This is a genomic window from Amycolatopsis thailandensis, from assembly GCF_002234405.1.
GTDB classification, from domain to species: Bacteria; Actinomycetota; Actinomycetes; order Mycobacteriales; family Pseudonocardiaceae; genus Amycolatopsis; species Amycolatopsis thailandensis.
In genome coordinates this window covers 1-23,432 of sequence record NZ_NMQT01000031.1, presented here as the reverse complement: position 1 = coordinate 23,432, position 23,432 = coordinate 1, and the positions used below count along the sequence as shown (strand labels likewise).

The following is a 23,432-nucleotide window of genomic DNA, read 5'->3' as shown; positions in this document are numbered from 1 at the left end:
GCGCCCCGCCACCCCTGGCGGGCACGCGACGCGGAAGAAGGTGATGCACGGTGGAAATGGCGCCAGCTACAGCCATGATCGCCCACGGTTGGGAGCTGCACTCCACACAGGACGGCAGCGACAAGTTCTACCGGGTCTTGGTGATCGACACCGTCACGCTGGTCAACTACGGCCCACGCAACACGACGGGACAGTTCGTCGCGCACTGCTTCGCCGGCGTGGGCGACGCTGTGAGGACAGCGCAGGAAAAGGCCCGGATCCTGACGAACGAGAAGGCCGCGAAGGGCTATCGGATCACGCGAGACTTCACGGAATTCCCCGTCGACCGGTCGTATGCGGTACTCCTGGCCGCTCTCGGTCACGGATCGCATCGGGCCAACAGAATTCCTGCGAGGATTCGCGAGACTATCGTCGCGCGCTTCCGGCGCGCAGCCGCCGAGCAGGACACCGCCAGGGCGGGGGCGTCGTTGTGAGCGGCTACGGGGTCGGCGACGACATGGTGGCCAAGCTGCGCAAGAGCGCACGCAGCCACACCGACATAGCCGATCGATGGTTCGAGGAGGATGGCAGCAGCACGAGTGTCGCCACGCCGCCGTCGACGGCAGCCTTAGCCGCGCGGATGCGGTCCTTCGGTCCACAGAGGCGGCCGAACGGGAAGATCTACCAGCCGCGCGCGGTCGCGAAGGAAATCGAAGACGTCGCCCTGCTGCGAGATGCCCGCAAGCACCGGGAGCATGTCCTGTTCTTCGGTCCGCCGGGCACCGGCAAGACGGCGCTGTGCGAGGCGGCGTTCGCCCAGGACGCCACGGCCACACACGAGGGGATGGAGTCCATCGTCGGCACCGCCGACACCACCGAGAGCGACTTCGTCGGCACGTTCGTCCAGGACCCGCGGTCGGGAGCGTTCTCGTGGCGGCCGGGGCCTTTGCACCGCTCCGTCCTCTTCGACGTGCCGCTGCTGGTCGACGAAATCGCCCTCATCGACCCCCGCGTGCTGAGCGTGCTCTACCCCCTGATGGACGGCCGGGACGTGCTGCGCATCCCGATGAACCCCGACCTCGATCCGCTACCGCTGGGCAAAGGCTGGTTCGTCATGGCCGCCTACAACCCCGACGTACCCGGCGCACGGATGTCGGAGGCGCTCCGGGATCGCTTCGAGCACCACATCGAGGTCGTGACCGACTGGGAACTGTGCGTCGAACTGGGTGTGTCCCGGGAGATCGTCGAGATCGCACGACATCTCGACACACGGCGCCGCAACGGGGAACTCACCTGGTCTCCGCAGATGCGCACACTGCTGTCCTACGCTCGCACCGAGCGCCGCCGGGGCCAGGAGTACGCGCTGGGGAATCTGGTGGCCAAGGCACCGAGGGACGACCGTGACGAAGTTCGTGGCGCCTTGACGAAGAAATTCCCTGCCAAGGTCCGAGACCTGCGTCTGGGCAGGAGGTTCGCAGCATGACCACCGCGAACCCGCTGCTTGCCGAAGCCCGCGATGTGCTCGTGGGGCGGCTGAACAAAGGCGTCAATCTACTGGCGGGACGAAATGACCTGATCGTCTCGGTCGAGTGGGACGCTGGACCGGCGACCCCGCCTGCCTGGTTCACCTTCGCCAAGGCCGAGGTCAGCCTCAATGGCCCGGTCGCGCTCGCCGGTGCCGAGCCCTCGCAGATCAACCCGCTGACTCCAGCCGGACGCAGACGACATCCGGTGATCGTGGGACTGTTATGCCACGAAGCCGCCCATGCCCACTCCACGCACTGGGAGCACGGCTTCGACGGCGACATCCCGGTTGTGGTCGCCCGCGCGGCGGTACTGCTGGAGGATCCGCGTATCGAGCGGCGGCAGCTGCAACGCCGGCCCGGCGACCAGCTTTACCTGCGAGCAGCTAGCCAGCTGCTGATCCTCCCGGACGCCGAGTCCTGCACCGAGGCGGCTGGCCGGTGGCACGCCGCGCAGGCGGCCCTGCTGACCGCGGGGCGCGTCGACGCCGGTGTCTTGGACAAGAACGACGTACGCAAGGTTGTCGAGTTGTGCCTGAACGCGCTGGGACGCACCGACTTCAACCGGTTGCGTGCCCTCTGGCGGGACGCCCTCGACCTCGACGATGGTGATGTCGCCGGTCTTCTCGACATCGCGGCGCAGTGGGTCGAGGTCGTGGGCGTCGAGGACCCTGCTGACGCACCCGCGCCCGCGTGCGCCACGGGCCTGCCCGAGGGCCATCCCGCCGCCCCCGGGCAGGACGGCGACGACGAGCCGGAGGGGTCCGGCGACGACCGCGAGACCCCGGCGTCAGGCACTGCGGGGGCCGCCGCCGACGCCTTGGCGCGCGCGTTCCGGGACGCGATGGACAAGTCAGGGGAGCGGGGCGCCGCACAGGCGGCTGCCGACCTCGACGACGACGCCGACCAGGATCAGCCATCCACGTCAGGTGAGGACAGCAGGGAACGCGCGGCCGCCGAGCGAGCGGCCGACGAGGTTTTCCACGGCTACATCGTCACCGGCGGGCGTGACCCGCGCGCCAAGACCCGGCAACCAACGCCCTCGGAGCGCGATCTCGCACGGCGCACCGCGCAGGCTTTACGCCGGGCGCAATTCCGCGAACGGAGCCGGACCGTGATCGCTTCCGCGGTCCCTCCGGGGCGCCTGTCGGGGCGGGAGGCGATGCTCGGCGCGGCCCAGCGCGCGCGGAAGATGCCGGTCACCGCACGGCCGTTCCGGCAGGTCGTCCAGCGTGAAACTCCGGAACCGCCGCTGACGGTCGGGATCGCCGTGGACATCTCCGGGTCGATGTCCTGGGCGACGACGGCACTCGCCAGCACAGCCTGGCTGGTCGCCCACGCCGTCGACGACGTCGGTGGCAACTCGGCCACCGTGGCGTTCGGGGAGCGCGTCACCGCCATCACCAAGCCCGGCGTGCCGCCGACCGTGGTTCAGGAGTTCGTGGCCGATGACGGTCACGAGCGCTTCGCCGACGCGATGCAGGCGCTCGACGGAGGCCTCCGGCTCACCAGCGGGGCAGGTGCCCGGCTGGTGTTCGTGGTCAGCGACGGCCACTTCGTGCTCCCCGGCGAGATGGAGAGAGCTCAGACGATCGTCGATCGGTTCGTTCGCAGCGGCGTGCACGTCCTGTGGCTGGACCTCACATCGAACGAGCGGAGCGAACGCACGATCGTTCCGGAGGGTGCAATCCCCGTGCCGGTCACCGACGTCACGGAGATCCCGCATCAGGTGGGAGCCATCGCCGTCCGCGCGCTGCGGACCGCGTAGATCGCTCTGGCGGGAGAGCGGCCTCGATGCTCGCCCGCCGTGCTTCCCCGCGAGCTTGCGGCCGCCTCGCTCGCAGGGCGACAGCACTCTGCCCCGGTGCCCACCGGGATGCAAGCCACGAAACAGCATGTGGCGTGCCATCCCGGCGGGCACCCGGGGTCACCACGCGCACCCGCCGACACGGGCGGGACCACGACGCGGAAGGGAAGCATGCATGTCGATCCCCGGGGACGCTTCGATCTTGGCGAGCCTGGCATCCTCCCAGGAGATTCCGATCGAAGTCCTGACCGAAGCGCAGAACTCGCTCGACGGCCTTCGCGGCAAACTGGTGCTCATTCTAGGAACCACCTCCCAGCGCGCAATCGAAATCTACGGGCTGATCGAAGCGGTCAAAGAATCGCTCGAAGACACTAAACGAGTCAGTAAGAGCCTGGAATCCGCGATCCACGACGCCGCCGACTACCACTCGCTATAGCGAGACCGTGCCTGGCTGTGCCCGATCGGTGCGGCCAGGCACGACTTCCCTCGTGGTCGACCGCTGGCGTCCCTTTGTGCGGTGCACGTCCACGACGAAGCGGCGATGCGCCGTGCCTATTTAACTTGGTTCATTTTCGGAAATCAGGAAGGCTGGCTATGGCACTGTTTATTATCAAGGCTACGCCCGATCGGGACCTGTATATGGAATGGGACACTCGAGTCGATGCTCCCTCCTTTATCGGTACCCGCGCCGAGATCATCGCCTACCTAGAACAGATGACTGACCGGGGGCCGTCGGACCCGCCCGAAGCTCGGGTTCGCCGCGCTGACGAGACCGGCACGAGCGCGAAGCCGTCCCCATGGGCGCCCGGCTATACCGGCCCGCTCGAAGGCGCCTGGCACGACACCGGGTTCATCGTCGAAGGGCGGAAGTGGCTGCCGCGAGATCGGATCGCGGTGTTCCTCGAGACCTATCTGCGGACCAAGCAGATGCCGTACGCACTGCTCGACGACCTCCACCGCGACGACTGACGCTCAGTCCGCTTCGGGCGTCCTGCCTAGCTAGCGGGTCGGGTCGCCATGCCGCTGCACGGGTTCTCCGTTGTGGACGGTCCAGACTTGGGTGCTCCGGCGAGGAAGGGGTGTCTGACTGCGCGAAGACCAGCGGGCCATGCGGCTGTGTGCAAGGGCGCCTTCGGCGCCGCTGACGCGGAAACCCTTGCACACAGCCGCCGTTCCCGCTCGGCGTGCATCCGTCAACGCACCCTAGCGAGCCGGAGCACCAATGCTCGACGTAGTCAACGGATTCCACGGCAACTACCGGTTTCTCTCCAACTTCCACGAGCACCCCGTGACGTGGGAGGGCATCACCTACCCCAGCGGTGAGGCCGCCTACAACGCAGGCAAGACCCTCGGCACACAGCGCCGAGCGTGGATCGCCGCCGCACCGTCCCCCGGGGAAGCGAAAAGCCGCGGCCGCCAGGTTCAGTTGCGGGACGACTGGGACGACGTTCACCGGTACGTCGTCATGCAGGAGGTAATCGCCTCGAAGTTCACCGACCCCGCCCTGCGAGCACGGCTGCTGGAGACAGGACGGGACCTCTTGATCGAAGCGAACACCTGGCACGACCAGACGTGGGGCAGCTGCTCCTGCGCACGGCACCGATCGCTTCCCGGGCGGAACCTCCTTGGCCGCTATCTCATGGCCCACCGCGCGCTGCTGGCTTCCGACCCAGCCGCGACCTGGGCGCGTGTCGCCCTGACCGGTCACCGCCCGCAAGGCCTCCCAGCGGGCACGGAGCCGTGGCTTGAGGCCGAGCTGCGCCGGATCGCGGCGAAACTCGCGGCCGAGCACGACACCCAGGTCGCGATCAGCGGCGCGGCCGCCGGCGCAGACTTGATCTGGGCCGAAGCCGCCCACGACACCGGGATGCCGGTGTGGCTGTACCAGCCCTACACCGGCCATGATGAGCGGTGGAACCAGGGCTGGCGCGACCGTCTCGCGGCCGCGCGCGGGAACGCCTCCCGGATCGACACCCTCGGAAGCCGGTTCAGCGTTGACGTTCTGCACGCGCGGTCGGAGTGGATGATCCGGGACTGCGACGCGATCATCGCCGTCGTCGACCCGCGGCGCACGTCCGGCGGTACGTGGCAGGCGCTGAAGAAGATTCCGTCGAGCATGCCGATCATCCGTGTCGATGTCCTCCACCGCAGGACCACCGTCCGCGACTCGGCCCGCGCGCTGACCGCGGACGACGCCCGCCAGGAATGAAGCCGCCGGTCGGTGTGCAGGCCACGAACGCGGGATGGGCGCGTCGTTACGCGCCCTCCCGCGTTGCCGCCGTGTGCGGCGAATGACACGCTGTCCCGGCAAGGCTCTGACACGAAAGGCACGCGATGACCTCCGCTGCGACGCCCGACGGCAAGGGCGCCGACTTCAAGCTTCCCCGTCAGGACGTGACCGGCACGGACCGGTCGGATCTCTCCTACCTGAGCCTCGCCGAGCCCGCGCTCGGGGCCCGGGCGGCACTGATCGCGATGGCCGCGCAGTTGCGCACGGCGTGTGAAGTGGCCGATCCGGCCCCGGCCGTGCAGCGCATGTACGAACGGATGATCGCTCCGCGGCCCGGTGATCTGGTCGTCGAACTCAGCGCTCTCTCCGCCTTCCCCGGGGCGGACCTGGTAACAGCCTTCGGCATTCTCGTCGAGCACCGCCAGGAGTGGGCGACCACGGACGAGCACTGGCACGCCGAGCGACTCCGCGATCCCGCGATGACCGCGCGGGACCGGGTCAGCGAAGACGCCTGGTACATCCAGTACGGCCCCGCGGCGGAAGATCTCTGTCGCTGGGTGAACTGCACGTTCATGGCACTCCCGATCCCGGTGAACCCGCCCGGATCGGCTCACTGACATCAGCTGGCCCGCAATGTTCCCTCAGAGGGTTCCGTAGCCGGGCTTGCCGGTGTGTCGCGGTCGATGCCGCCAATCCGACCAAGGGCGAGCATGACAGTGCACAGCTGATCAGCGACTGGCGAATCGCCGGCGCAGCCGGGAGCACCCGCCCGTGACGGCATTGACCGGGCCGAATCCCGTCGCACACGTCCGTACCATGAACCCCTGAGTGGATCTGATCTCGCTGCGTGCCTCATCGTCCGCGCTGCCGAGTGCGCAGCAGCAGTGTCACACCCGCGGTCGGTGCAGTGCTTGAACGCGCAGAAGCGCAGCAGGTCTCTCCCGCCCACGCAAGGGCGCTTCGCGCCGCTGACGCGGAAACCCTGGCGTGGGCCGGAGATGCCCGGCTGGCTGATGCGCCGTCAACGCACCACACAGCCCAGGAGCGCCCATGATCACCACTGCACACGCCCGTTATCAGGACCTGACGGTGACCGCATGACCTGGCAAGAAGTAGCTGTCACCGCCATCGTCTGTCTCTTCATGTTCGGCTTCACCTGCCTCTTGGTGTGGATCATGAGCCGCATGTGACCAGATGGCTGTCCGACAGCACCTGCCGGACAGCCATCCACAGCCGACTTCATAGCGCTTCGAAACCCATGCACAAGAAAGGTGGGTTCGTCCTGCCCGCATCCGGCGAGTTCAGCTCAAGCGAATTCCAACGTGACTTTGCCACGCTGCAACAACTTCTGGCCGAGGCCTACCAGCACAATCTGGCCCGCGATGGTCATTGCAAGTCCAGCGAAGGCACGATCAGCTTGCACTTTCCCGAGTTCTTCTGGTCGTTCAACAGCGACAAGCGGATCGGTGTCGAGATCTTCAGCTACTGCTTCGGCGGCGGCCGCACACATGACTTCGACACCATCGACGCGGCCCTAGACCAGGTTCGCGAGTGGCACCGCGACGAGATGACCCAGGAGTAGCCCGCGCGGCTGGTGTGCCGGTCCGCAAAGGCTGGCGCACCAACCGGCCCTTCTTCCCGTCCCAACATCCACAGTGGAGCGTGCTCATGATCGGACAACGGGTCTTCTACGACGGCAGCATCATCGACGCCGCAGGCCGCTACCGCGTCACCGACGAACAGATCACACCTGATGGCCCCCGCTACACCCTGGCCACCTACGCCGGAGAGGTCGCGCTACGCAACGTCCGCAGGGAATCGATCACGCCTGTGCCTGATGGACCCAAACACCAGGTACTGGCCGCGCAGGAGCGTGTGCAGGTCGTACAGGGCGAATTCTGGCGCCGGTTCCCTCCGGGCACGTGGCTTCCCTACATCCACGAGCACTACGACAACCTGCACCGCCACATCGACGACCTGATCCAGCGGAACCGCCCGGTCGAGGCCGAGCACTCGCTCCTCAACGCCGAGCGGTTCACCGGCTGCATCCCGTACGACGTAATGGCAGCCCGCATCAACGCCCTGGTCGTCGCCGGGGACGACGAGTCGTGGCAGTAACACCGTCCGCCGAAACACCGCACGGACTGGGGCCCTCGGCCGGCTGCCTCGGGCGGGGGAGACGCGCACCGTGACCGGCGCGGGGTCCGGTGTCCAGGCACGACCGGGCCGAGCCGACGCGGGTGATCCGGCACCGAGCTCCCCGGGGCGGCCCCAGGCGTGATGCCGGATCACGCCGGTCGGCCCAGCCCGAGGCCTGGACACCGGACCCCGCACCGGCCGGCCGGTTGCGCCCCCACCCGGGAGGCGCAACCGACCGAAAGCGAGCAGTGCCGTGACCGCGCCACCGATCTCGCCGCCGACACCCCGCTCGACGGCACCACCAACCGGTCCATGCTGGACCTGTCCAGATGGGAAGCTCGTTCTTCCCGCCTCAGCCTCACATGCCCAGTGGCTAGCCCGCCGCCGTGACGGCATCGGCGCCTCCGACGCCAGCACCGTCGGCGGCGTCAACCCGTGGTCGGACCTGACCAAGCTCTACGCGGACAAAGTCCACGGGATCAGCGCGCCGGACAACGACGTGATGCGGGTCGGACGCGACCTCGAAGGTTACGTCTTGTTCCGGTTTCGCGAGGCCACCGGCCTCCAGACCCGCCGGGTCGGGATGCTCGCCAGCCGCGAGCACCCTTGGATGCTGGCCAGCCTCGACGGCCTGAGTTCCGACGGGGGAGTGGTCGAAGCCAAGACCACAACCAGCGCCTATCTCCACGAGTGGACCGACGCCTACGGCAACGAGTCAGTGCCCCGCCACTACCTGCTGCAGGTCCAGTGGCAGCTCAAGGTCTCAGGGCGGGCGCACGGCTGGCTGGCGTGTCTGTTCCTCGACACCCGCAAGTTCGTCTACCGCCGTGTCGAGCGCGATGACGAGCTGATCACGCTCCTTGTCGAGATGGGCGGCGACTTCTGGCACGACCACGTCCTGCCGCAGGTCGCCCCACCTCTCGACCCCGGCGCCGGGCCAATCCTGCGCCGCCTGCACCCCACCGTCGACGCCGCCAGCCGCGAGGGCGGGGAAGCCGCCGCCGTCGCCCTGCGCCGCCAGGCACGGATCAAGGCACACATCAAGGACCTCGAAGCGGAACTCGACGGCGTGCTGGCCGAACTGTTCGCGATCACCGGTGACGCCGAGACGCTGACGGTCCACGGAGAGCCCGCGGCCACTTGGCGGCACACGGGCCGGTTCGACCAAGCCGCCTGGCGTGCGGAGACCGACCCCGACGTCGTGCGCGCCTACACCCGCGACCAAGAAGTCATCGACTGGAGGGCGGTCGTGGCCGATCGCCCGGCCGACAACCGCTTCCGCGCACGGGTGTTCCTGCCGAAGCACGACGTCGCGTGACTCGCCCTCACTTCCCACCATCCGGTTCGCCGGCCGTTGTCACCGAAGGAGAAACGCACATGGACACCACTGAACTTCGGGCGCAGCTCGCAGAGACGCATCGCGCCCGCCGCGGGGAACTCGTACCGGTCCAGCGCGAGCTGGCGACACCGACGGCCGACGTTCTCGACACCGACCAGGCCTACGCCGAACATCTCGCGAAGTCGGTACTGCTGCCTTCGCACTACCGCCGCCAGCCCGCGAACATCCTGTGGGCGGTGGAATTCGGCCGGATGCTCAGCATTCCGGCGATGACGGCCATGCTCGGTGTGTACGTCGTCGACGGAAGCCCGACCGCCAGGGCGTCCCTCATCGGATTCCTGGTCCGCCGCGCGGGGCACAAGCTCCGTGTACGCGGAGGCCAGAGCTGGAAGGAACCGGCTTTCGCCGAGATTATCCGCAAGGACGACCCCGACTTCACCTTCCGGTCGGACTGGACCGTCAAACGCGCACACGAATCGCGGCTGTTGCGACTCGACAGCGGGCTCCCCGTCGCACGCGACAGTAAAGGGAAGCCGATGCCGTGGGAGCGGTTCACGCCGGCGCTGCTGAAGGCCCGAGCGATCACCGAAGTCGCCCGGGACGCCTGCCAGGACGCACTGTACGGCCTGCAGTACACCCCCGAGGAACTCGGCGCCGACATCGACCAACACGGTATCCCCACCGGCCACCTGCTGGAGGTCGGCAACTCTTCCGGGTACCACCGCGAAAACGCCGTCACCCTCGACGAGGCCATGGAGCGGGCACAGCAGTACGCCAACCCCGCATCCGAGCAGGCGACGACTGCCGAACCGGAACGCGAGCGTGTGGTGATCACGACGCCCCCGCCCGCTGTGGACCCCGCCGCCGACGACGACGTCGCGGAGGAGGACGTCCTCAACACGGACCCGATCGACTGGGACGCGGCTCTGACCGAAGCCGCTAGGCACGGCGCGGATGCCCTGCGAGAACTCTGGTGGGTCGCCAAACGCGCCGAGCCGGACAACGTCGAGCTGCGGAAGCGGATCAACGCCGCCGGAGCGCAGCTCGCCGAGGCCACCGAAGAGCCAGCTGCGGCAGCCTCGCCGCGGCCGTCCACACCGGATCCCGCCACCGAGTCCGTGCCCGGCGAGTGACCGAGGAGTGCTCGCCCCTCGTCCCCGGAGGGCGAGCACTCATCACCAGCCACACATACCCGTTACGAAGCAAGGAGTTCTGATGGCACCCGAACAAGAAGCACCCTCCGCTACGGCATCGGCGGCGACCGTGCCGGCGCCGATGCGCTGTTTCACCATGGCGCACATTGCCGACTGGTGGGGTATCCAGCGCAGCTCCGTCACCATGATGCGCAAGCGCTGGGGACCCGACAGCGCGGCGCCGTTCCCGGCACCGGATGTCGAGCTCCCCTCCGTGGGCGGCGGCACCGTTGTTCTCGGCTGGGCATGGGAGCGATGGCCAGCAGAGTTCGAGCGGTGGGACCAGCAACGCAAGAAGGTTCCCCGGCGCTGGTCCAGCACCGCTGCGCGAACCACGCGACCGGCGCCGCAACCTGGCACCGCGCCGAAACCCACCTCACCGCACGAACCGGCACCGGCAAACGCGGATGCCGCCGAGGGCCCAGAGCCGAAAGAGAAGATCCGGACCCGGGACTACATCAAGCCCGGACGCCGCACCCACAGCGGTACACGGCAAGGCCGGATCGCACCAGGCCGGATCTCACGTTCCGTCTCCCGGCGCGGCTCCCGCCGGTAGCCCGCGCACAGGCGCCTGCCGGCGGCGGCCAACCGGGCACCCTTCCGCCCGGCCTCCGGTGCGCGCACGTGCACGGGCGAAGCACAGCAGACCGTCCCCGCCCACGCAAGGGCGCTTCGCGCCGCTGCGCGGAAACCCCTGCCCGGCCGGGGCGGCCCGCTTCACAGCCCCTTGTACACGCATCGGCGCACCCCTCGGTACCGGCTCGACGCCCGGCCACCGCCGCGGTGATGCCTCCGAACACGCAAGGAGCCTTGTTGTGACGATCGCCCCGCTCGCCCCCGCTTCCCGTTGTAACCCTGCACTGTGGTCGCCCGGGCCGGGATATGCCGAACTGCTCATCCCGACGGCGTGGGTCAGGCCGCTCGGCGCCGACGAATGCGAGGTGGTGATCGTCGGCGACGCCGACGCCCTCGGCGACGAACCGGTCCTGCTCTCGGGCGTGTTGTCGGCGACCCTGGTCTCGCTGGCCGACTACTGGCTGGACAGCCCGGCCGAACTGCGGCTGCTGGTGCACAGGGGCCTGCTCCAGTCCCACGCGATCAGTGCCGAACACCCTGCGCTGGCTGTGCTGGCCCGCGCGCTGCGCGGTGACGAGACCGTCGCCCTGCCGTCCCCGGCGCGTCTGCCCGCGCTGCGCTGACGTCTCCGAGCGCACCTCGCACCTCTGCCCACCGGCTGGCGTTCCCGTACCAGCCGGTGGGTTCTCGCCCTTCCGACAGGAGCCCGCGTGACGAACAGCCAGAGCCAACCCAACAAGAAGGGACGGAACCAGCGCCAGGCCTCCGTGACCGCCCGCGATCGCCGAGCACTCCGCCCTCAGCGAGGAGAAGAGCTGGTCACCATCACCATTGACGACCGGGATCCGGCGTTCCCCGCGCTCGTCGCCGCAGAGCTGTGGAACGGCGCCGCCATTCCCCGCTTTCGGCCCGAGGTCGCCGAGTTTGTCGTGGACTGGATCAACGACACCTACGCCAAGTACCCCGACGGATCCGCGCGAGCTCACTGGGACGGCGACACGATCGTCCTCACCCGGTCCGACGGGGACACAAGGCCCAGCTACATCGAGGATCGCGTCGAGCCCGACGACGACGGTCGGTATGGAATCGGAGCCCGGGCCTGGGTGTGGGAGTTCGTGTCCTGACCGTCATGCGACGATCACCCTCACTGCGGCTCGTCTACGCACCCTCCCGCACAATCGGCAACTCAGCCCGGGCGCCACCGCGCCCGTGGGGGATGACCAGCGTCGTCGGCCGAGGTTCTGACCCTTTGCGTGGCGCCGTCGAGGTCCTGACAGTTGCTGTCTTTCGGAGGTCTGGTGCCCCCGTCTCTCGGTCCGCCGGGGGCGGGGCGTCACAGCCTAGACCGGCGACGACCTCCACCCCAGCATCTTTCCGAGCAGCCGACACAGGGCCCGCCTCGCTGCGCTCGGCCGCGCCCCGCCCTGTCGGCTGGAGACGGAAAGCCCGCTGGGGCTCACGGTCGTCGCCGGTCTCACCGCGACGCTCTCGCCCCGGCCGGGACGAGAACCGCGACCGTCCACTGGAGACTCTCGTGCACTATCTCGCGCTGCTGCCTGTCAGCTCCTCGCCACTGGCAGGTGGTGAAATGCTGGTCGAACTGGCCGACTGGGGCTGGCGAAACTGGCTCAACTTCGTGTTGTGGTTCGTCCTCTCCACCCTGCTGTTCACCGCAGTCTCGGTGGTGATTCAGCTCAGGGTTGACCGCAAGCGGCTCACAGCGGCCGATGAGCATGTCTGGCGTGACGGGTTCACCGAGTACTCGACCATCGAGTTTCAGACCAAGCTGGTTGAGCTTCAGTGGCTGCTGTTTCAGGCATACGAACACCTGGAGGGCCGCGGCGGCGTCGTCGGCAACGACGGCGCGGTCAGCATCCACTTTCCCTCCCGGTTCTGGACGGCGGACACCCCTGGGAACCTAGCGGTGGAGATCACCAGCAGCTTCTTCGGTGACCAGCGAGTGACCCGGTTCGGCTCCATCGACAGCGCACTGGAAGACGTCCGACGCTGGCACCGGTCGGAGATGAAAGCCAGCTAGACGAGGGTGGGCCCGGCGGCATTCACGCCGGGCCCATCACCTCACGCTCCCTCGCGTGTCGGGACGTGCCGGACGGCGCCCGATGAACGAGCCACGCCATCAGGCGGTCCACACTGTGGAAGCCGACTATGAACGGTCATCATTGACCTGACGATTCCACCGCCGGCCATCTCACCGCGCCCACCCGACCACCACACGGCCGGACGACCATTAATGGATCGACGGCAGCGAGCCCCGGGGTCCGATCCTCCACCTTGGACAGGCCTACGAGCTCGACTCCTCGGCGGAGACCGACCACGATGGCAACCCCGTCTTCCTCGGTGACGCGATTCTCCAGCTGTCGACCAGGCTCAGCCCGCGCGGTTCCGGTTTGGTCGAGCTGCCAGGTTCTCTGTCCCTGGGGTGGCTCTTCTGGCGACCGGCGCAGCTGACGAACAAGGCCAGCACAGAGCCCGGAGGCAGGCGGCGCAACGAGGGCACGCACATCCGTTCCGGGTGAGACAGGCCCCTCCGGGGTCGCGCTTCGCGCGATCACACCCGAACGAACGCCCACGCCTTCGTTGCGCCGTCCTACGGACCCCCGGCCACCGTGCTCAGGCCGCGGCCGTCAGCAACACCAGCTCACCAGAAGGAGCACACGCCCATGGCGACTAAGAAGAGCGTCATCACCGTCGACGACATCGACGGCACCCCCGCTGTGGTGACGAAGAAGTTCAATCTCGACGGCGTCGACTACCGGATCGATCTCGACCAGGAGAACGCCGACTTCCTCGACGAGTTCCTGGCACCGTACGTGGCCAGCGCGCGGCGCGTCGGCGGCCGCAGGAGCCAGCCGCAGGACACCGGCACGAAGGAGAAGGCTGCTCCGCAGAAGAAGACGGACACGTCCGACGAGCTGCCGCCCAACAGGGTCATTCGCGACTGGGCCCGGAAGAACGGCCACAACGTGTCCGACCGCGGGCGCCTGTCCGACCAGGTCATCAAGAAGTACCTTGACGCGAACAACCCGCGCAAGAAGGGCGGCCGCAAGCGCGGCTGAGACGGCGCAACCCGGGAGGGCACGCACCGGCGTGCCCTCCCGAGAGCAAGCCGCGCATCAGCGGGGACCTCTGCCGATGGTGCCCCGCCCGGCTTCAGGACAGGTGCGGCACGGCCACGCCAGGCCCGCCGGTCCGACGCCGGATCTTCGAGGCGGAGGCACGCCGCAAGCCAGCTGTCGCCGACCGTGTCCTCGCCGACGACATTGACTGCCGTGGCCGGCACCGAGGCGAACCAGTCAGTGCCCCTACGCGCGGCCCGACCTCGACGACACCACTCACGCTGCCTGATCGCTGCGGTGCGCCGCCGACCCACTCGCGCCCGCCCGCTCAGGTCACCACCGCTAAGGAGAAGGCCCGATGGACAGCGACACCGACAAGATCGAGATTCTGCGCGACCTGATCCGCGCCAACCGGCCGCCAGGCCATCGGCACGGCCCTGCGGTCCGAGACCCCCGGCACGTGTTCTACCGCCCGATACTGTCCATTGTGGATGCGCTGGGTGGCCGTCAGCAGCCGGACTCATTCGAGGTGTTCCTCGGCCGTCACCTGCTGGGGAACGTCGTCCGCTTCAAGTGGGGCGACTGGGGCAGCTGGCGCGCCGCCGACGGCTGGGGCTTGCGCGTACGAGACACTCGCGCCGCGGCGGCAGGTCAGCTGCTGCACCTGGCCCGCACCACCGGATACCAGTGCGACCGCACGGGCGGCACGATCCCCTGCCCGGGGACGAGTGACCGCGTCCACCGCTGCTACATCGCCCCGCTCGGATGCGAGCACGAGTGCGAATGCGTCTGCGGCTCCCATTGGTGACCCTGGAACTCCACGCCCGGGCAGGCGATGTGCTTCACGCGTGGTCGTTCACCCGGCCGAGCCCGGCTAGCTGGTGGCGGGCGCGTCGAGGATCGTCCGCAGCATCTGACGCGTCGCGGTCTGGTCGGCGGCCGGCAGCGACAGGAGGGCGCTGCGGTGCCGCGACCATTCCTGAGGGACGACATCCGGGCGGGACTCGAGTGCGATCCACGGCTCGCTGGCGTCGGTCCGTGCCCAGGCAACGATCGTCTGCGGCTTCTCGCCCAGGATGGCCGCCGCTTGCAAGTAGCCCGTCAGGATGTGCAGGGCGCCGGTCGCGAAGTACGCGTCTGCCGGGCCCAAGGCGCTGGCACCTGATGCCTCCACCAGTTCCCGTGCGCGCTCCGCGGCGACCGACGCGGTGATGCAGTCGATCATGCAGGTCCGGCCGTAGAGCTGCTCGACCAGCGTGCGCCGCTCACTGCCTGCCACCGTGGCTCCCTTTCATTTCACATACCCGCGCGCGCCAAAGCCTGGCCTTCGCGAACAGGTTGGTCTCCGCCGCAGGCAACCGGCGGCCGCACAACCCGAGCAGCCCGCCCCGGCGGTGTCAAGGCGCACCGCCGGGTCACCGGCCGGTGCCCTGGCGGTGGCCGGTGTGCCTTGACACCGCCGGAAACGGGACTGCTGCCCGGAATCGCGTCCGCGCGGGGCCTGCTGCCTCTTCCTGCTTCCTGGCCTCGCGGTCACCGGGCGGCATGGGCTTCGCCTGCGCCGCCCGCGCCCGTGCGAACGGGCGCGTTCCCGGAGCCGCCCATGTTCTCACCGCTCGTGTCCCTCCTGCTCGGCGCCGCTGCCCTGAGTCTGCTCGCCCTGCTCGTCAGCGCACGCCGCGCGCTCGGCGCCGCGCGTCACACCAATACCGCGCTGCTCGGCGACAACGCACGCCTGCGCGCCGAGAACACCCAGCTCAGTCACGACACCGTCACCGGAGTCCTGCTCCGCAAGCCCTGGACGTCCGCCGCCCAGGCGGCTCTGCCTGCCCTCACCCAGCCTGCCGTCCTGTTCGTCGACGTCAACAAACTCAAGCCGCTCAACGACACGATCAGCCACCGTGCAGGAGACCGGCTACTGCGGGAGATCGCCGACCGGCTGCGCGCGCAGCTCGGGGAGAGGGCGCTGCTGGGCAGGATCGGCGGTGACGAGTTCGTGGCACTGCTGGATCTGGCCGCATACGGCGACTGGACGTCGATGCTGGACTCGACCGTGGACGCGTGCCAGGTCGAGGTGGCGGGAAAGGTGTGCGGCGCGGCATTCGGGCTGGCCCGCCTCCTGGACCTCACCCGACGCGATGAGGAGACCACGACATCGTCGGCGAGAGCAGATCAGGATGCGAGCGGCCGGCTGGAGCGGCTCATGCACGCCGCCGACCTGGCGATGACCCGGGCGAAGCTTCGGTGCCGCCGCGACGATCTCCCTGTCGCACTGGAGTTCTACGGCCCGGCTGACCCGCTGGTCCCGCTACGGCTGGACCACGACCCGCAGGACCGTGCCCGCGACGACGTGACCGTGCGGGACGTACTGCGCGCTGAGACGTAGCGACGGCCCAGGCGATGCCAGACGGCCCTGGTGCCGGAGGCTTCGCACCATGCCAGGCGCCGCCCACCCGCCCTCGCCCGCGTGCCCAGCGTGCCGACGCAGAGCGTGGGACCGCGCGGGTGGGCGGCGTCTGGCCGGGCCAGAGCGCCTCCGCGCACCCCGGGGGCCGCGCGACTTGAGCGCGTCGAGCCCAGCAGAAGGAGAAACACAATGGGCCACAGCCCGCACGGCATGCTCGCGTACGGCTACGACCTGGGCGGAGGCGAGGCCGGCTGGAACATCGGCAACACACAGGAGTCCGGCCGGCTCGACCTGAGCTGGCACTTCGACGAGTACGACGACTTCGTCGAGCACGCGGAAAAACGTCTCCTCGAGCGGATCGCAGGCTTCGCTGAGACCGACTGGACAGCGGCGGGATACCGCCAGCGCAGGGACGCCGCGCAGGACCTTGTCGGTGTCGAGTTCACCGCACACGGCGACATTCAGGAGCCCTCCTACGCTCTGACCGCTCACGTGACCATCGCCAGCTGGGAACACCCCGAACACCTCCGGCCCGCCGACCTGGAGCAGCGCAGGTGTACCGAGAACTGGGACGAACGACTCGCCACGGCGCTGAACATCCTCGAACTCACGCCGACGCAACAGCACCCCGCCTGGTTGCTGATGACGTCCGGATAGGACTGACGCCCACGGGCCCGCGGACCCCACCAGGATGGCCGACGCCCGCCGGGCCGGTCGTGCATCCCGGCTCGGCGCCGCCGCCTCTGACCGGCCCGGCGGGCATCGACCTGCGCCGGTGGCGCCCCCGGCACCCGGGGGCGCCACCCGCCACCTCCTTGGTGGCCGTCAGGAAGGCGCCGCACATGGGCTACGACACCAGATTCTGGGGCACGATCGCTATCGACCCACCCCTCAACGAGCACGAGCGCGCCCACTTCGTCGAGTTCGCCGAAAACGGACTATCCGCCACGGTGAGGAAGTCTCACGACACGTCCGCCACGCCTCCCTTGGACATCGCCGCCGAACACAATCTTCCCGACTCCTGCTGTCAATGGATTCCCGACGACGCCGGCACCACCCTCGAGTTCGACCAAGGGGAGAAGTTCTATTGCGCCTCGGACTGGATGGTGTACCTGATCGACACGTTCCTCAGGCCATGCGCGACGCTGCAACAGGATCTCGCCCGCCGTGCTCCCGGCTACGAGTTCGCCCCAGCCCTGGAACACTTCACCTTCGACCACCAATGCAACGGTGAGATCGACGCACAGGGCGAAGACGCCGACGACCGGTGGCGTCTGATCGTGCGCGACAACATCGTCTCCGTCCAGTCCGGCGATGTCGTGTTCACCCAGGAAACCTTGCTCAATTCCAGACTGCGGACGAAGCCGTCCGGGAGCCCGGACCCCGCAGGTGCCCCGCGGACGAACAAGCCGATTCTCAGACTGATCGCGGTACGTTCCAGCGGACAGCTCGCGGCCTGGTCCGACCGAACGTCCGAGCGGCTGCCGGACGGCAGAGTGCCCGGTCGCGCGTTGCCCGCCACACTCGCCGGCCTCCTGGACGGCGAGAACTTGGTGATCCCGCAGTCCACTCCGATCGTTCGGTTCGACCTGGCACCGCCGCTTGCCGCGCATCTTCTGCTGAAGTCCGGAATCGACCCCGACCCGGACCTCCCGCAGAGAACCCTCCGGCAGGTTGATGGCATCTCCCGCCGGCACACCAACGACGACGGTATCCAGATTCAGGATCTGAAGACCGTCAGTATCGACCTGTTCACCGAGTTCGCCGCCCAGATCGGCGTACCCGTTCAGCGCACCAGCAGATAGCGCAGCGTCTGTAGTCAGGCCCGCGAGGCCCAGGTCCCGACGCCGGGGGTTACCAGCGCGACCAGACCCGGCTGGGGCCGCGCGCACAGTGCCCGACACCCGCGGCACGCGCAAGGACGCCGCGCACACCGCCGCGTCGCTGCACTCGATCGCGTTGACACCCGACCCACCCGGCTTCACGCGCGGCGTCCTTGCGCTTTCGCCACCAGCGCCGGCCATGCGGCCGCAGCCCCGGCCCGGGATCGATCACCCCGGCCACCCCCACAGTCGTCGCCCGTCCGGGCTTCCAGGAGGTCTTTCGATGAACTCCGCTTCCATCACCGTGATCCCCACTTTCGGTCCGTGCGACCGATGTGGACGCATCGCGGCACACCTCGAGGCGCATCCTCGCGCCCTGCTCGTCGTCCATCAGGACGGGTTCCCGCTGTGCCCGGTGCGACGTGGCGAAATGCCCACGCCGGACACCTTCCCCGGGAACCGTCAGGTCCGGCCGTGACCACGGCATCACCCGAGGTTGCGCTGTCCTGTCCGGGGGCGGCCCGACCTTCCTTTCGCGTCAACCACTGTGTCCAGGAAGGACTTGTCGTGCCTCTCTACTTGCCTGCGCCGGAACCCGGCCCGCGTGGTCCCGACGGCCAGGGATGGAACCGGATCACGCTCGGCGCCCACTACGGGCGGACAGCCGCCCAGTGTGCGCTCAGGCCACGTACCTATCCCACCTTGCACGAGACGTTGCGCACCACCGAGCTGGCCACATTCGGCTATCACGGACGCTGCGTGCGCGATTCCACGCCCCGGCGGCCGGATTGCCGAACGTGCCCGGTGCTCACCGCAGCTCCATCCACTCTGGACAGTCCTGACCGTCGGGTACTCGTCAGGCTCGACCGACGTTACTCAGGATCGGGGTGGGCCACTCAGGTCTTCGATATCCCTTACGTGGTAGCCGATCCTGACACAGGCTGGGGGAGCAGGCGCACACGGTGGTCCTGGGACGCGCTGGGACGTCTCGCCGGGTGGCGAGCCGGTCGAGAACATCACGACCACCATTCGCCCGGGTTCTGGCTGGAACGCGATCTCTGAGATCCGGCACCCCGCGCCCTCCGTGGCTATCAGGCCCAGGATGCACGGCAGTCCCTCCAGCTGTCGATGTGTTCAGCAGACAGCGACTCGCTGGATCCCCTTCACGTCAAAGGATTCTCGGCGGATTGCCGCTGGCTCACTTGCGGAGAAGCCCTGGCGTGGGAGGGCGCACTCTAGCACACCCGATTCCGCCCGGCCGCCGATTCGTACGAGGGTCCTGCGGCCCGTCTGCCGCGGCCGGGCGGAATCGGGCGTGCATGTCCGAGTGCGTCCCACACCAGGGACGTCTCACCGAATTTCTGAGCGGTGCGACGCAGCAGCGGAATCCCGGCGCCTGCCACAACGCCGATCCGCGTACCCACGAAATGGAGCATGCGAGTGACCACCATGGAAATCCCGTCCGCGATCGACCGCATCCCGTCCCTGGGTCCGATCGCTGACTCTCAGCCGGACTTCGTGCCCGAACCCGACTTCCTGGCCGACGGGCCGGACACCGCCGAGGCGGACCTCGCACCGGACGTGCTCGCAGGCGCTCCGGTCACTGACATCGAGGTGCTGGAAGTCGCGCCGAAGAAGCTGATCATCGGAGCGAACGCTCGGCGCGACGTCGTACTGGACCCCGACTTCGTCCGCAGCATCGGTCGACGCGGGGTGCGCGAGCCGATTCGTGTCTACCGCGACGGTAACGGTGCTCTGGTGGTTCACGACGGCCAGCGGCGAACGCTCGCCGCGCTCAGGAAGAAGCTGGAACTCGTCCGTGTCATCGTCGAACCGCGACCGGAAGCCGACGAGAGCGACCTGGAGCGCAGCCGGATCGTCGACCAGGTCGTGGTGAACCGGCACCGTCTCGACATCACCAGTGCCGACCAGGTCGGGGCCACCCAGCAGCTGCTGGAACTGGGCCTAGACGCCCGGGCCATCGCCCGGGAATGCTCGATCCCGATCAAGGAAGTCGAGACCACCGTGCGAGTCGCCAAGAGCGACCTCGCCCGCAAGGCCCTCGACGAAGGCGCCCTGGACCTGACCCAGGCCGCGGTCGTCGCCGAATTCGCCGATGACGACGAGGCCGTGGCGTCGCTGACCGAGTACGCCGCCCAGCGCCCGGAACAGTTCGACCACGCGGCACAACGGCTGCGGGACCGCCGCGAGGAGACGCGACTGCGCCAGGAGGCCACGGACAAGCTCACCGCCGAGGGCGTCACCGTCGTCGACCGGCCCGACAACCTGTCCTTCGGCAAAGCCCGCAGGCTCACCGACCTGCGCACCGCTCCGAACACGAAGCCGGGGGTCAAGATCAGCCCGACGCGCCACGAATCCTGCTCCGGGCATGCCGTATTCCTCGACTACCACGGATGGAAGCCCGTCGACGAGCGAGTGATCATCGTGCACATCTGCACCGACTTCGCCGGGCACGGCCACGCCGAGCGCAACGCACTCGCAGGCAAGACGACGTTCTCCTCCAGCACGACATCGCGGGTTTCCGGCCCGATGAGTGACGAGGAGAAGGCAGCCCGGCGCACGGTGATCAAGAACGGCAAGGACTGGGACTCCGCGGTGAAGGTCAGGGCAAAGTGGCTGAAGACGTTCGGCGCCCGCAAGACCGCGCCGAAGGACGCTGCCTCGTGGATCGCCCAGATGTGGGCCGAAGGCGGCACCGACCTGCGCAAGGCGATGGAAGCCGACCACGAACTCGCCGCCACTCTGTTGAACATCAAGCCGAAGACCGGACGCACCCGCTACAACCGGAAGCTCACGCACCCGATCGCCGACGCGGCCGCCAAAGCCACGCCGGGCCGCGCGACGATGATCAACCTGATTCTGCTGCTGGCCGCGCTCGAAGCCGGAACCGACCGGCGCCGCACCTGGGACACCCCGACGGCCGCGCAGGTCGCCTACCTCACGAAGCTGAAGTCCTGGGGTTACGCACTCTCGCCCGTCGAAGAGCTCGTCGTTGCTTCTCGCGACACCGCGGTGACTACCCCTGCCACGACGGCCACGGCCGAGACCGCGGAGTCCGACAGCGAGGACGACAGTGAGGACGACTGCGAGAAGTCCGAGGAGGCGGACACCCTGGCCGAGCCGACCAGCATCGGCGACGAGGAGCCGGCCGGTCAGGGCGAGCCGACGAGTGGGACGGCCGAGAGCGTCGGTGACGTGCTGACCGGCACCGGCCACGACGTGGACCTGGCGGCGTGATCTGACGCTGGTGGGAGCGCCCGGACGCGCTCCCACCAGCACCACCAGCCATCAGTGAGTGCTGGTGGGAAACCTGACGATGCCAGCGGGGGAGATGCTCTGGATGGTGACCCCGGCCTGGAGATCACTCCCGACCGGCGTCACGTCCTCATCTGAGTGATCCAGCTCCTTACGGCGCTGGCTGCCCTAGCCCACGAAGTTGGCAAGCTGCTGGGCTAGGCAGGGGGCGTCGCCCTTCACGGATCTCGGAATCCAGTTTACAGGGAGACCTGCGGGCTCGCGGCCGGAGTGTTCCTCATCGCGCAAGTCCGCACGCTGTGCGGGAGATCCGCCGGACAGCACGTCGTTCCTGCTGGCACGGTGATCGCTACACCGTGCCTGCTGTGTGCGCCGCGGCTGACGCACGAGATCACCACACCGCGCAGGGGCACGCGGCGATGAACCCCGCCCGGCGGGCCGGGTGACGGTCCTCGCTGCGCTGCGGGCCACCCGCCCCACCGAGCACAAACCCTCGCCGTCCTGCGGACCCCTGCGCGGCCTGGTGACACCACGGGCTGTCAGACCCCACCGCACAGAGAAGGACCCAGAGCATGGCTCTGCACCGCCTCAGCAACTCCCCGTCCGATGTCGTACTCAGCCTGTGGGCGCACCTGCTCATCGCTGTCGGCGACAAGGTCACCGCGATCACCCGCCACCCTGTCGGGACTTCCCGTATGAGGCGTGGCGGCAGAGGCACCGAACCTGCACCGCAATTGGACGCCGACATTAAGTCCGGTGTGGACAGTGGCGAATACACGGTGAAACTTCACGACCAGCTCCCGAGCCACAACCGTACCGTCGTCGAGCCGAACGCCTGCGGCCGGTGCGGCATCCCCGAGCGCCATCACGTCACCCGCGCCGGAACCGACGGCTTGCACACCTGGCGGGCCCCGACCGACGCACTGCGCAAGGCCCGCATGCGCGCCCGGCGCGAAGGCGCCCCCGCGCCGTGGGAGTTCAACATTTGGTAGTCGTGGAACCAGTGGCTGACTTCCACTTCTCCGACCGCAGCATCCTGCACACCGCCCGCAGCTGCCATCACCGGCTCCGCACCGAACCGGCCCTCGCATTCGCATGCCAGCGCGGCATTCCAGCATCCAAAGGAGCCTCTGGCCACCATGCCCATTATCGGCTGGACCACCTACACGACCCGTGATCGTCGTCAGGTCGTCGTTCGCACGCTCGACACGGTCACCGCGGTGGCGCTGTTCTCACCGAGCCGCATCACCGTCGAACTCGACCTCCTCGACACCGAGACCGGCGCCTCCATCGTCTCCGTCTCCAACGTCATCCGCGGCGACATGACCACCTTCGCGCTCTTCGCCGACCAGCACCTCGAACTCGCCACCGAATTCCGATGACCGCAGCACCCCGGGGTCGTCACGCGGGCAAGAACCGCATCCCGGTGCCGCACATCCCCCCCCCCCCGGGCCCACACGGGCCCACCAACCGGAAAGGACCATGCCATGGCCGCCTCAGGAGCAGATCCCGACGACTACGACCCGGACGCCGCCTACGACGCCTGGATATGGGCCCGCGAAAACGAGGCTGACCGAAAGATCCACGCCGCAGCCATCGCGGCGATGAAAGCCAACCCGAACGCACATGCCGCGCAATTCACCTTCGAGGGCCAGCGGCTCTGGGCGATCCCCACCAGCTCCGACCAGTTCGTGATCCGCACGGACGCCGAGTACAACCCCTTCGAGAACCTCTGAGCAATCCTCGGCTATTCAATCGATCTCGATTGAATAGCCGAGGAGGAGCCTGGTCGACGCTTCGTCCCGCCAATAAGCCCTTCCTGCTCGAGATGGGCAGCGAGGTCCACTGCCCTCATGACCATGAGGCGGCGGGGCACCGAAGACTTCGAGCCACGTGGGGCGGGGGTGGGGGAGCCCTGCGTGCCGTGCCCGCCGGGGCGAACGCCGCCGGCCGTCACCACGCCTCACTTGACGGAACCCGGTTCCGCCCCGCGCCGGTGTGGTGACCGCGTTCAGCTGAGCACGCCCGGGCGGGGCACGCGCCGATGCCGCCTGCCGGGGGCG

Annotated in this window: 26 protein-coding genes; 25 read left to right on the top strand and 1 reads right to left on the bottom strand. The window is 68.5% G+C overall.

Translation table 11 applies throughout. From position 1 onward, the window contains the following. The first annotated feature begins 74 nt into the window (after positions 1-74). The 17 genes from CFP71_RS10015 (at position 75) to CFP71_RS09940 (ending at position 14,671) form a co-directional block, all read left to right on the top strand. Positions 75-473, top strand: coding sequence for a WGR domain-containing protein (locus tag CFP71_RS10015; RefSeq protein ID WP_167406064.1), 399 nt, complete (start codon positions 75-77; stop codon positions 471-473). After that, positions 470-1,462, top strand: coding sequence for an AAA family ATPase (locus tag CFP71_RS10010; RefSeq protein WP_093933556.1), 993 nt, complete (start codon positions 470-472; stop codon positions 1,460-1,462). The genes CFP71_RS10015 and CFP71_RS10010 overlap by 4 nt, the downstream gene beginning before the upstream one ends. Beyond that, positions 1,459-3,270 carry a VWA domain-containing protein gene (locus tag CFP71_RS10005; protein WP_093933555.1) on the top strand — a complete coding sequence of 604 codons (1,812 nt, stop codon included), beginning with the start codon at positions 1,459-1,461 and terminating at the stop codon, positions 3,268-3,270. The genes CFP71_RS10010 and CFP71_RS10005 overlap by 4 nt, the downstream gene beginning before the upstream one ends. Positions 3,271-3,484: 214 nt before the next feature. Next, positions 3,485-3,745: a hypothetical protein gene (locus tag CFP71_RS10000; protein WP_093933554.1), complete on the top strand. Its 261-nt coding sequence runs from the start codon at positions 3,485-3,487 to the stop codon at positions 3,743-3,745. Positions 3,746-4,023: 278 nt separating this feature from the next. After that, on the top strand, positions 4,024-4,278 hold the full coding sequence (locus CFP71_RS09995; RefSeq protein ID WP_093933553.1) for a hypothetical protein: 255 nt from the start codon (positions 4,024-4,026) through the stop codon (positions 4,276-4,278). Positions 4,279-4,531: 253 nt separating this feature from the next. Next, entirely contained in the window at positions 4,532-5,518 is a 987-nt protein-coding gene (locus CFP71_RS44105; protein ID WP_167406063.1) for an NADAR family protein, read from the top strand. A gap of 125 nt (positions 5,519-5,643) precedes the next feature. Beyond that, positions 5,644-6,156 carry a hypothetical protein gene (locus CFP71_RS09985; RefSeq protein WP_093933552.1) on the top strand — a complete coding sequence of 171 codons (513 nt, stop codon included), beginning with the start codon at positions 5,644-5,646 and terminating at the stop codon, positions 6,154-6,156. A 569-nt stretch (positions 6,157-6,725) separates the two neighbouring features. Next, the gene (locus tag CFP71_RS09980; RefSeq protein ID WP_143267061.1) at positions 6,726-7,121 is read left to right on the top strand and encodes a hypothetical protein; all 396 of its coding nucleotides are present in this window, start codon (positions 6,726-6,728) and stop codon (positions 7,119-7,121) included. An 86-nt stretch (positions 7,122-7,207) separates the two neighbouring features. After that, positions 7,208-7,657, top strand: coding sequence for a hypothetical protein (locus CFP71_RS09975; protein ID WP_143267060.1), 450 nt, complete (start codon positions 7,208-7,210; stop codon positions 7,655-7,657). Between the two features lie 274 nt (positions 7,658-7,931). After that, a complete protein-coding gene (locus CFP71_RS09970) occupies positions 7,932-8,996 on the top strand; it encodes a YqaJ viral recombinase family nuclease (protein ID WP_167406062.1) in 1,065 nt (354 codons plus the stop codon). Positions 8,997-9,055: 59 nt separating this feature from the next. Continuing rightward, on the top strand, positions 9,056-10,150 hold the full coding sequence (locus CFP71_RS09965; RefSeq protein ID WP_093933548.1) for a hypothetical protein: 1,095 nt from the start codon (positions 9,056-9,058) through the stop codon (positions 10,148-10,150). A gap of 82 nt (positions 10,151-10,232) precedes the next feature. After that, positions 10,233-10,766 carry a hypothetical protein gene (locus CFP71_RS43430; RefSeq protein ID WP_143267059.1) on the top strand — a complete coding sequence of 178 codons (534 nt, stop codon included), beginning with the start codon at positions 10,233-10,235 and terminating at the stop codon, positions 10,764-10,766. Positions 10,767-11,025: 259 nt separating this feature from the next. Next, a complete protein-coding gene (locus CFP71_RS09960; protein WP_093933547.1) occupies positions 11,026-11,409 on the top strand; it encodes a hypothetical protein in 384 nt (127 codons plus the stop codon). Between the two features lie 87 nt (positions 11,410-11,496). Beyond that, a complete protein-coding gene (locus tag CFP71_RS09955; RefSeq protein WP_093933546.1) occupies positions 11,497-11,910 on the top strand; it encodes a hypothetical protein in 414 nt (137 codons plus the stop codon). A 410-nt stretch (positions 11,911-12,320) separates the two neighbouring features. Continuing rightward, complete coding sequence (locus CFP71_RS09950) at positions 12,321-12,824, top strand: hypothetical protein (protein ID WP_093933545.1); 504 nt, start codon at positions 12,321-12,323, stop codon at positions 12,822-12,824. A gap of 643 nt (positions 12,825-13,467) precedes the next feature. Continuing rightward, the gene (locus CFP71_RS09945) at positions 13,468-13,863 is read left to right on the top strand and encodes a histone-like nucleoid-structuring protein Lsr2 (protein WP_093933544.1); all 396 of its coding nucleotides are present in this window, start codon (positions 13,468-13,470) and stop codon (positions 13,861-13,863) included. A gap of 358 nt (positions 13,864-14,221) precedes the next feature. Further along, positions 14,222-14,671 carry a hypothetical protein gene (locus tag CFP71_RS09940; RefSeq protein ID WP_093933543.1) on the top strand — a complete coding sequence of 150 codons (450 nt, stop codon included), beginning with the start codon at positions 14,222-14,224 and terminating at the stop codon, positions 14,669-14,671. Positions 14,672-14,737: 66 nt separating this feature from the next. Here the strand turns inward: CFP71_RS09940 and CFP71_RS09935 are convergent, their stop codons facing one another. Next, a complete protein-coding gene (locus CFP71_RS09935; RefSeq protein WP_093933542.1) occupies positions 14,738-15,142 on the bottom strand; it encodes a hypothetical protein in 405 nt (134 codons plus the stop codon). Between the two features lie 324 nt (positions 15,143-15,466). Between CFP71_RS09935 and CFP71_RS09930 the strand changes: the two genes are divergently transcribed. The 8 genes from CFP71_RS09930 (at position 15,467) to CFP71_RS09890 (ending at position 23,105) form a co-directional block, all read left to right on the top strand. Then, positions 15,467-16,249 (top strand): GGDEF domain-containing protein, encoded by a 783-nt coding sequence (locus tag CFP71_RS09930; protein ID WP_093933541.1) that lies wholly within the window; start codon positions 15,467-15,469, stop codon positions 16,247-16,249. A gap of 210 nt (positions 16,250-16,459) precedes the next feature. Continuing rightward, positions 16,460-16,927, top strand: coding sequence for a hypothetical protein (locus CFP71_RS09925; RefSeq protein ID WP_093933540.1), 468 nt, complete (start codon positions 16,460-16,462; stop codon positions 16,925-16,927). A 185-nt stretch (positions 16,928-17,112) separates the two neighbouring features. Continuing rightward, positions 17,113-18,075 (top strand): hypothetical protein, encoded by a 963-nt coding sequence (locus tag CFP71_RS09920; protein WP_093933539.1) that lies wholly within the window; start codon positions 17,113-17,115, stop codon positions 18,073-18,075. Between the two features lie 301 nt (positions 18,076-18,376). Next, the gene (locus CFP71_RS09915) at positions 18,377-18,571 is read left to right on the top strand and encodes a hypothetical protein (protein WP_093933538.1); all 195 of its coding nucleotides are present in this window, start codon (positions 18,377-18,379) and stop codon (positions 18,569-18,571) included. Positions 18,572-19,533: 962 nt separating this feature from the next. Continuing rightward, positions 19,534-21,351: a ParB/RepB/Spo0J family partition protein gene (locus CFP71_RS09905; RefSeq protein WP_093933536.1), complete on the top strand. Its 1,818-nt coding sequence runs from the start codon at positions 19,534-19,536 to the stop codon at positions 21,349-21,351. A gap of 590 nt (positions 21,352-21,941) precedes the next feature. Next, positions 21,942-22,361 (top strand): hypothetical protein, encoded by a 420-nt coding sequence (locus tag CFP71_RS09900; RefSeq protein ID WP_093933535.1) that lies wholly within the window; start codon positions 21,942-21,944, stop codon positions 22,359-22,361. Between the two features lie 147 nt (positions 22,362-22,508). Next, complete coding sequence (locus CFP71_RS09895; RefSeq protein ID WP_093933534.1) at positions 22,509-22,751, top strand: hypothetical protein; 243 nt, start codon at positions 22,509-22,511, stop codon at positions 22,749-22,751. Between the two features lie 105 nt (positions 22,752-22,856). Next, on the top strand, positions 22,857-23,105 hold the full coding sequence (locus CFP71_RS09890; protein ID WP_093933533.1) for a hypothetical protein: 249 nt from the start codon (positions 22,857-22,859) through the stop codon (positions 23,103-23,105). The last annotated feature ends 327 nt before the right edge of the window (positions 23,106-23,432 follow it).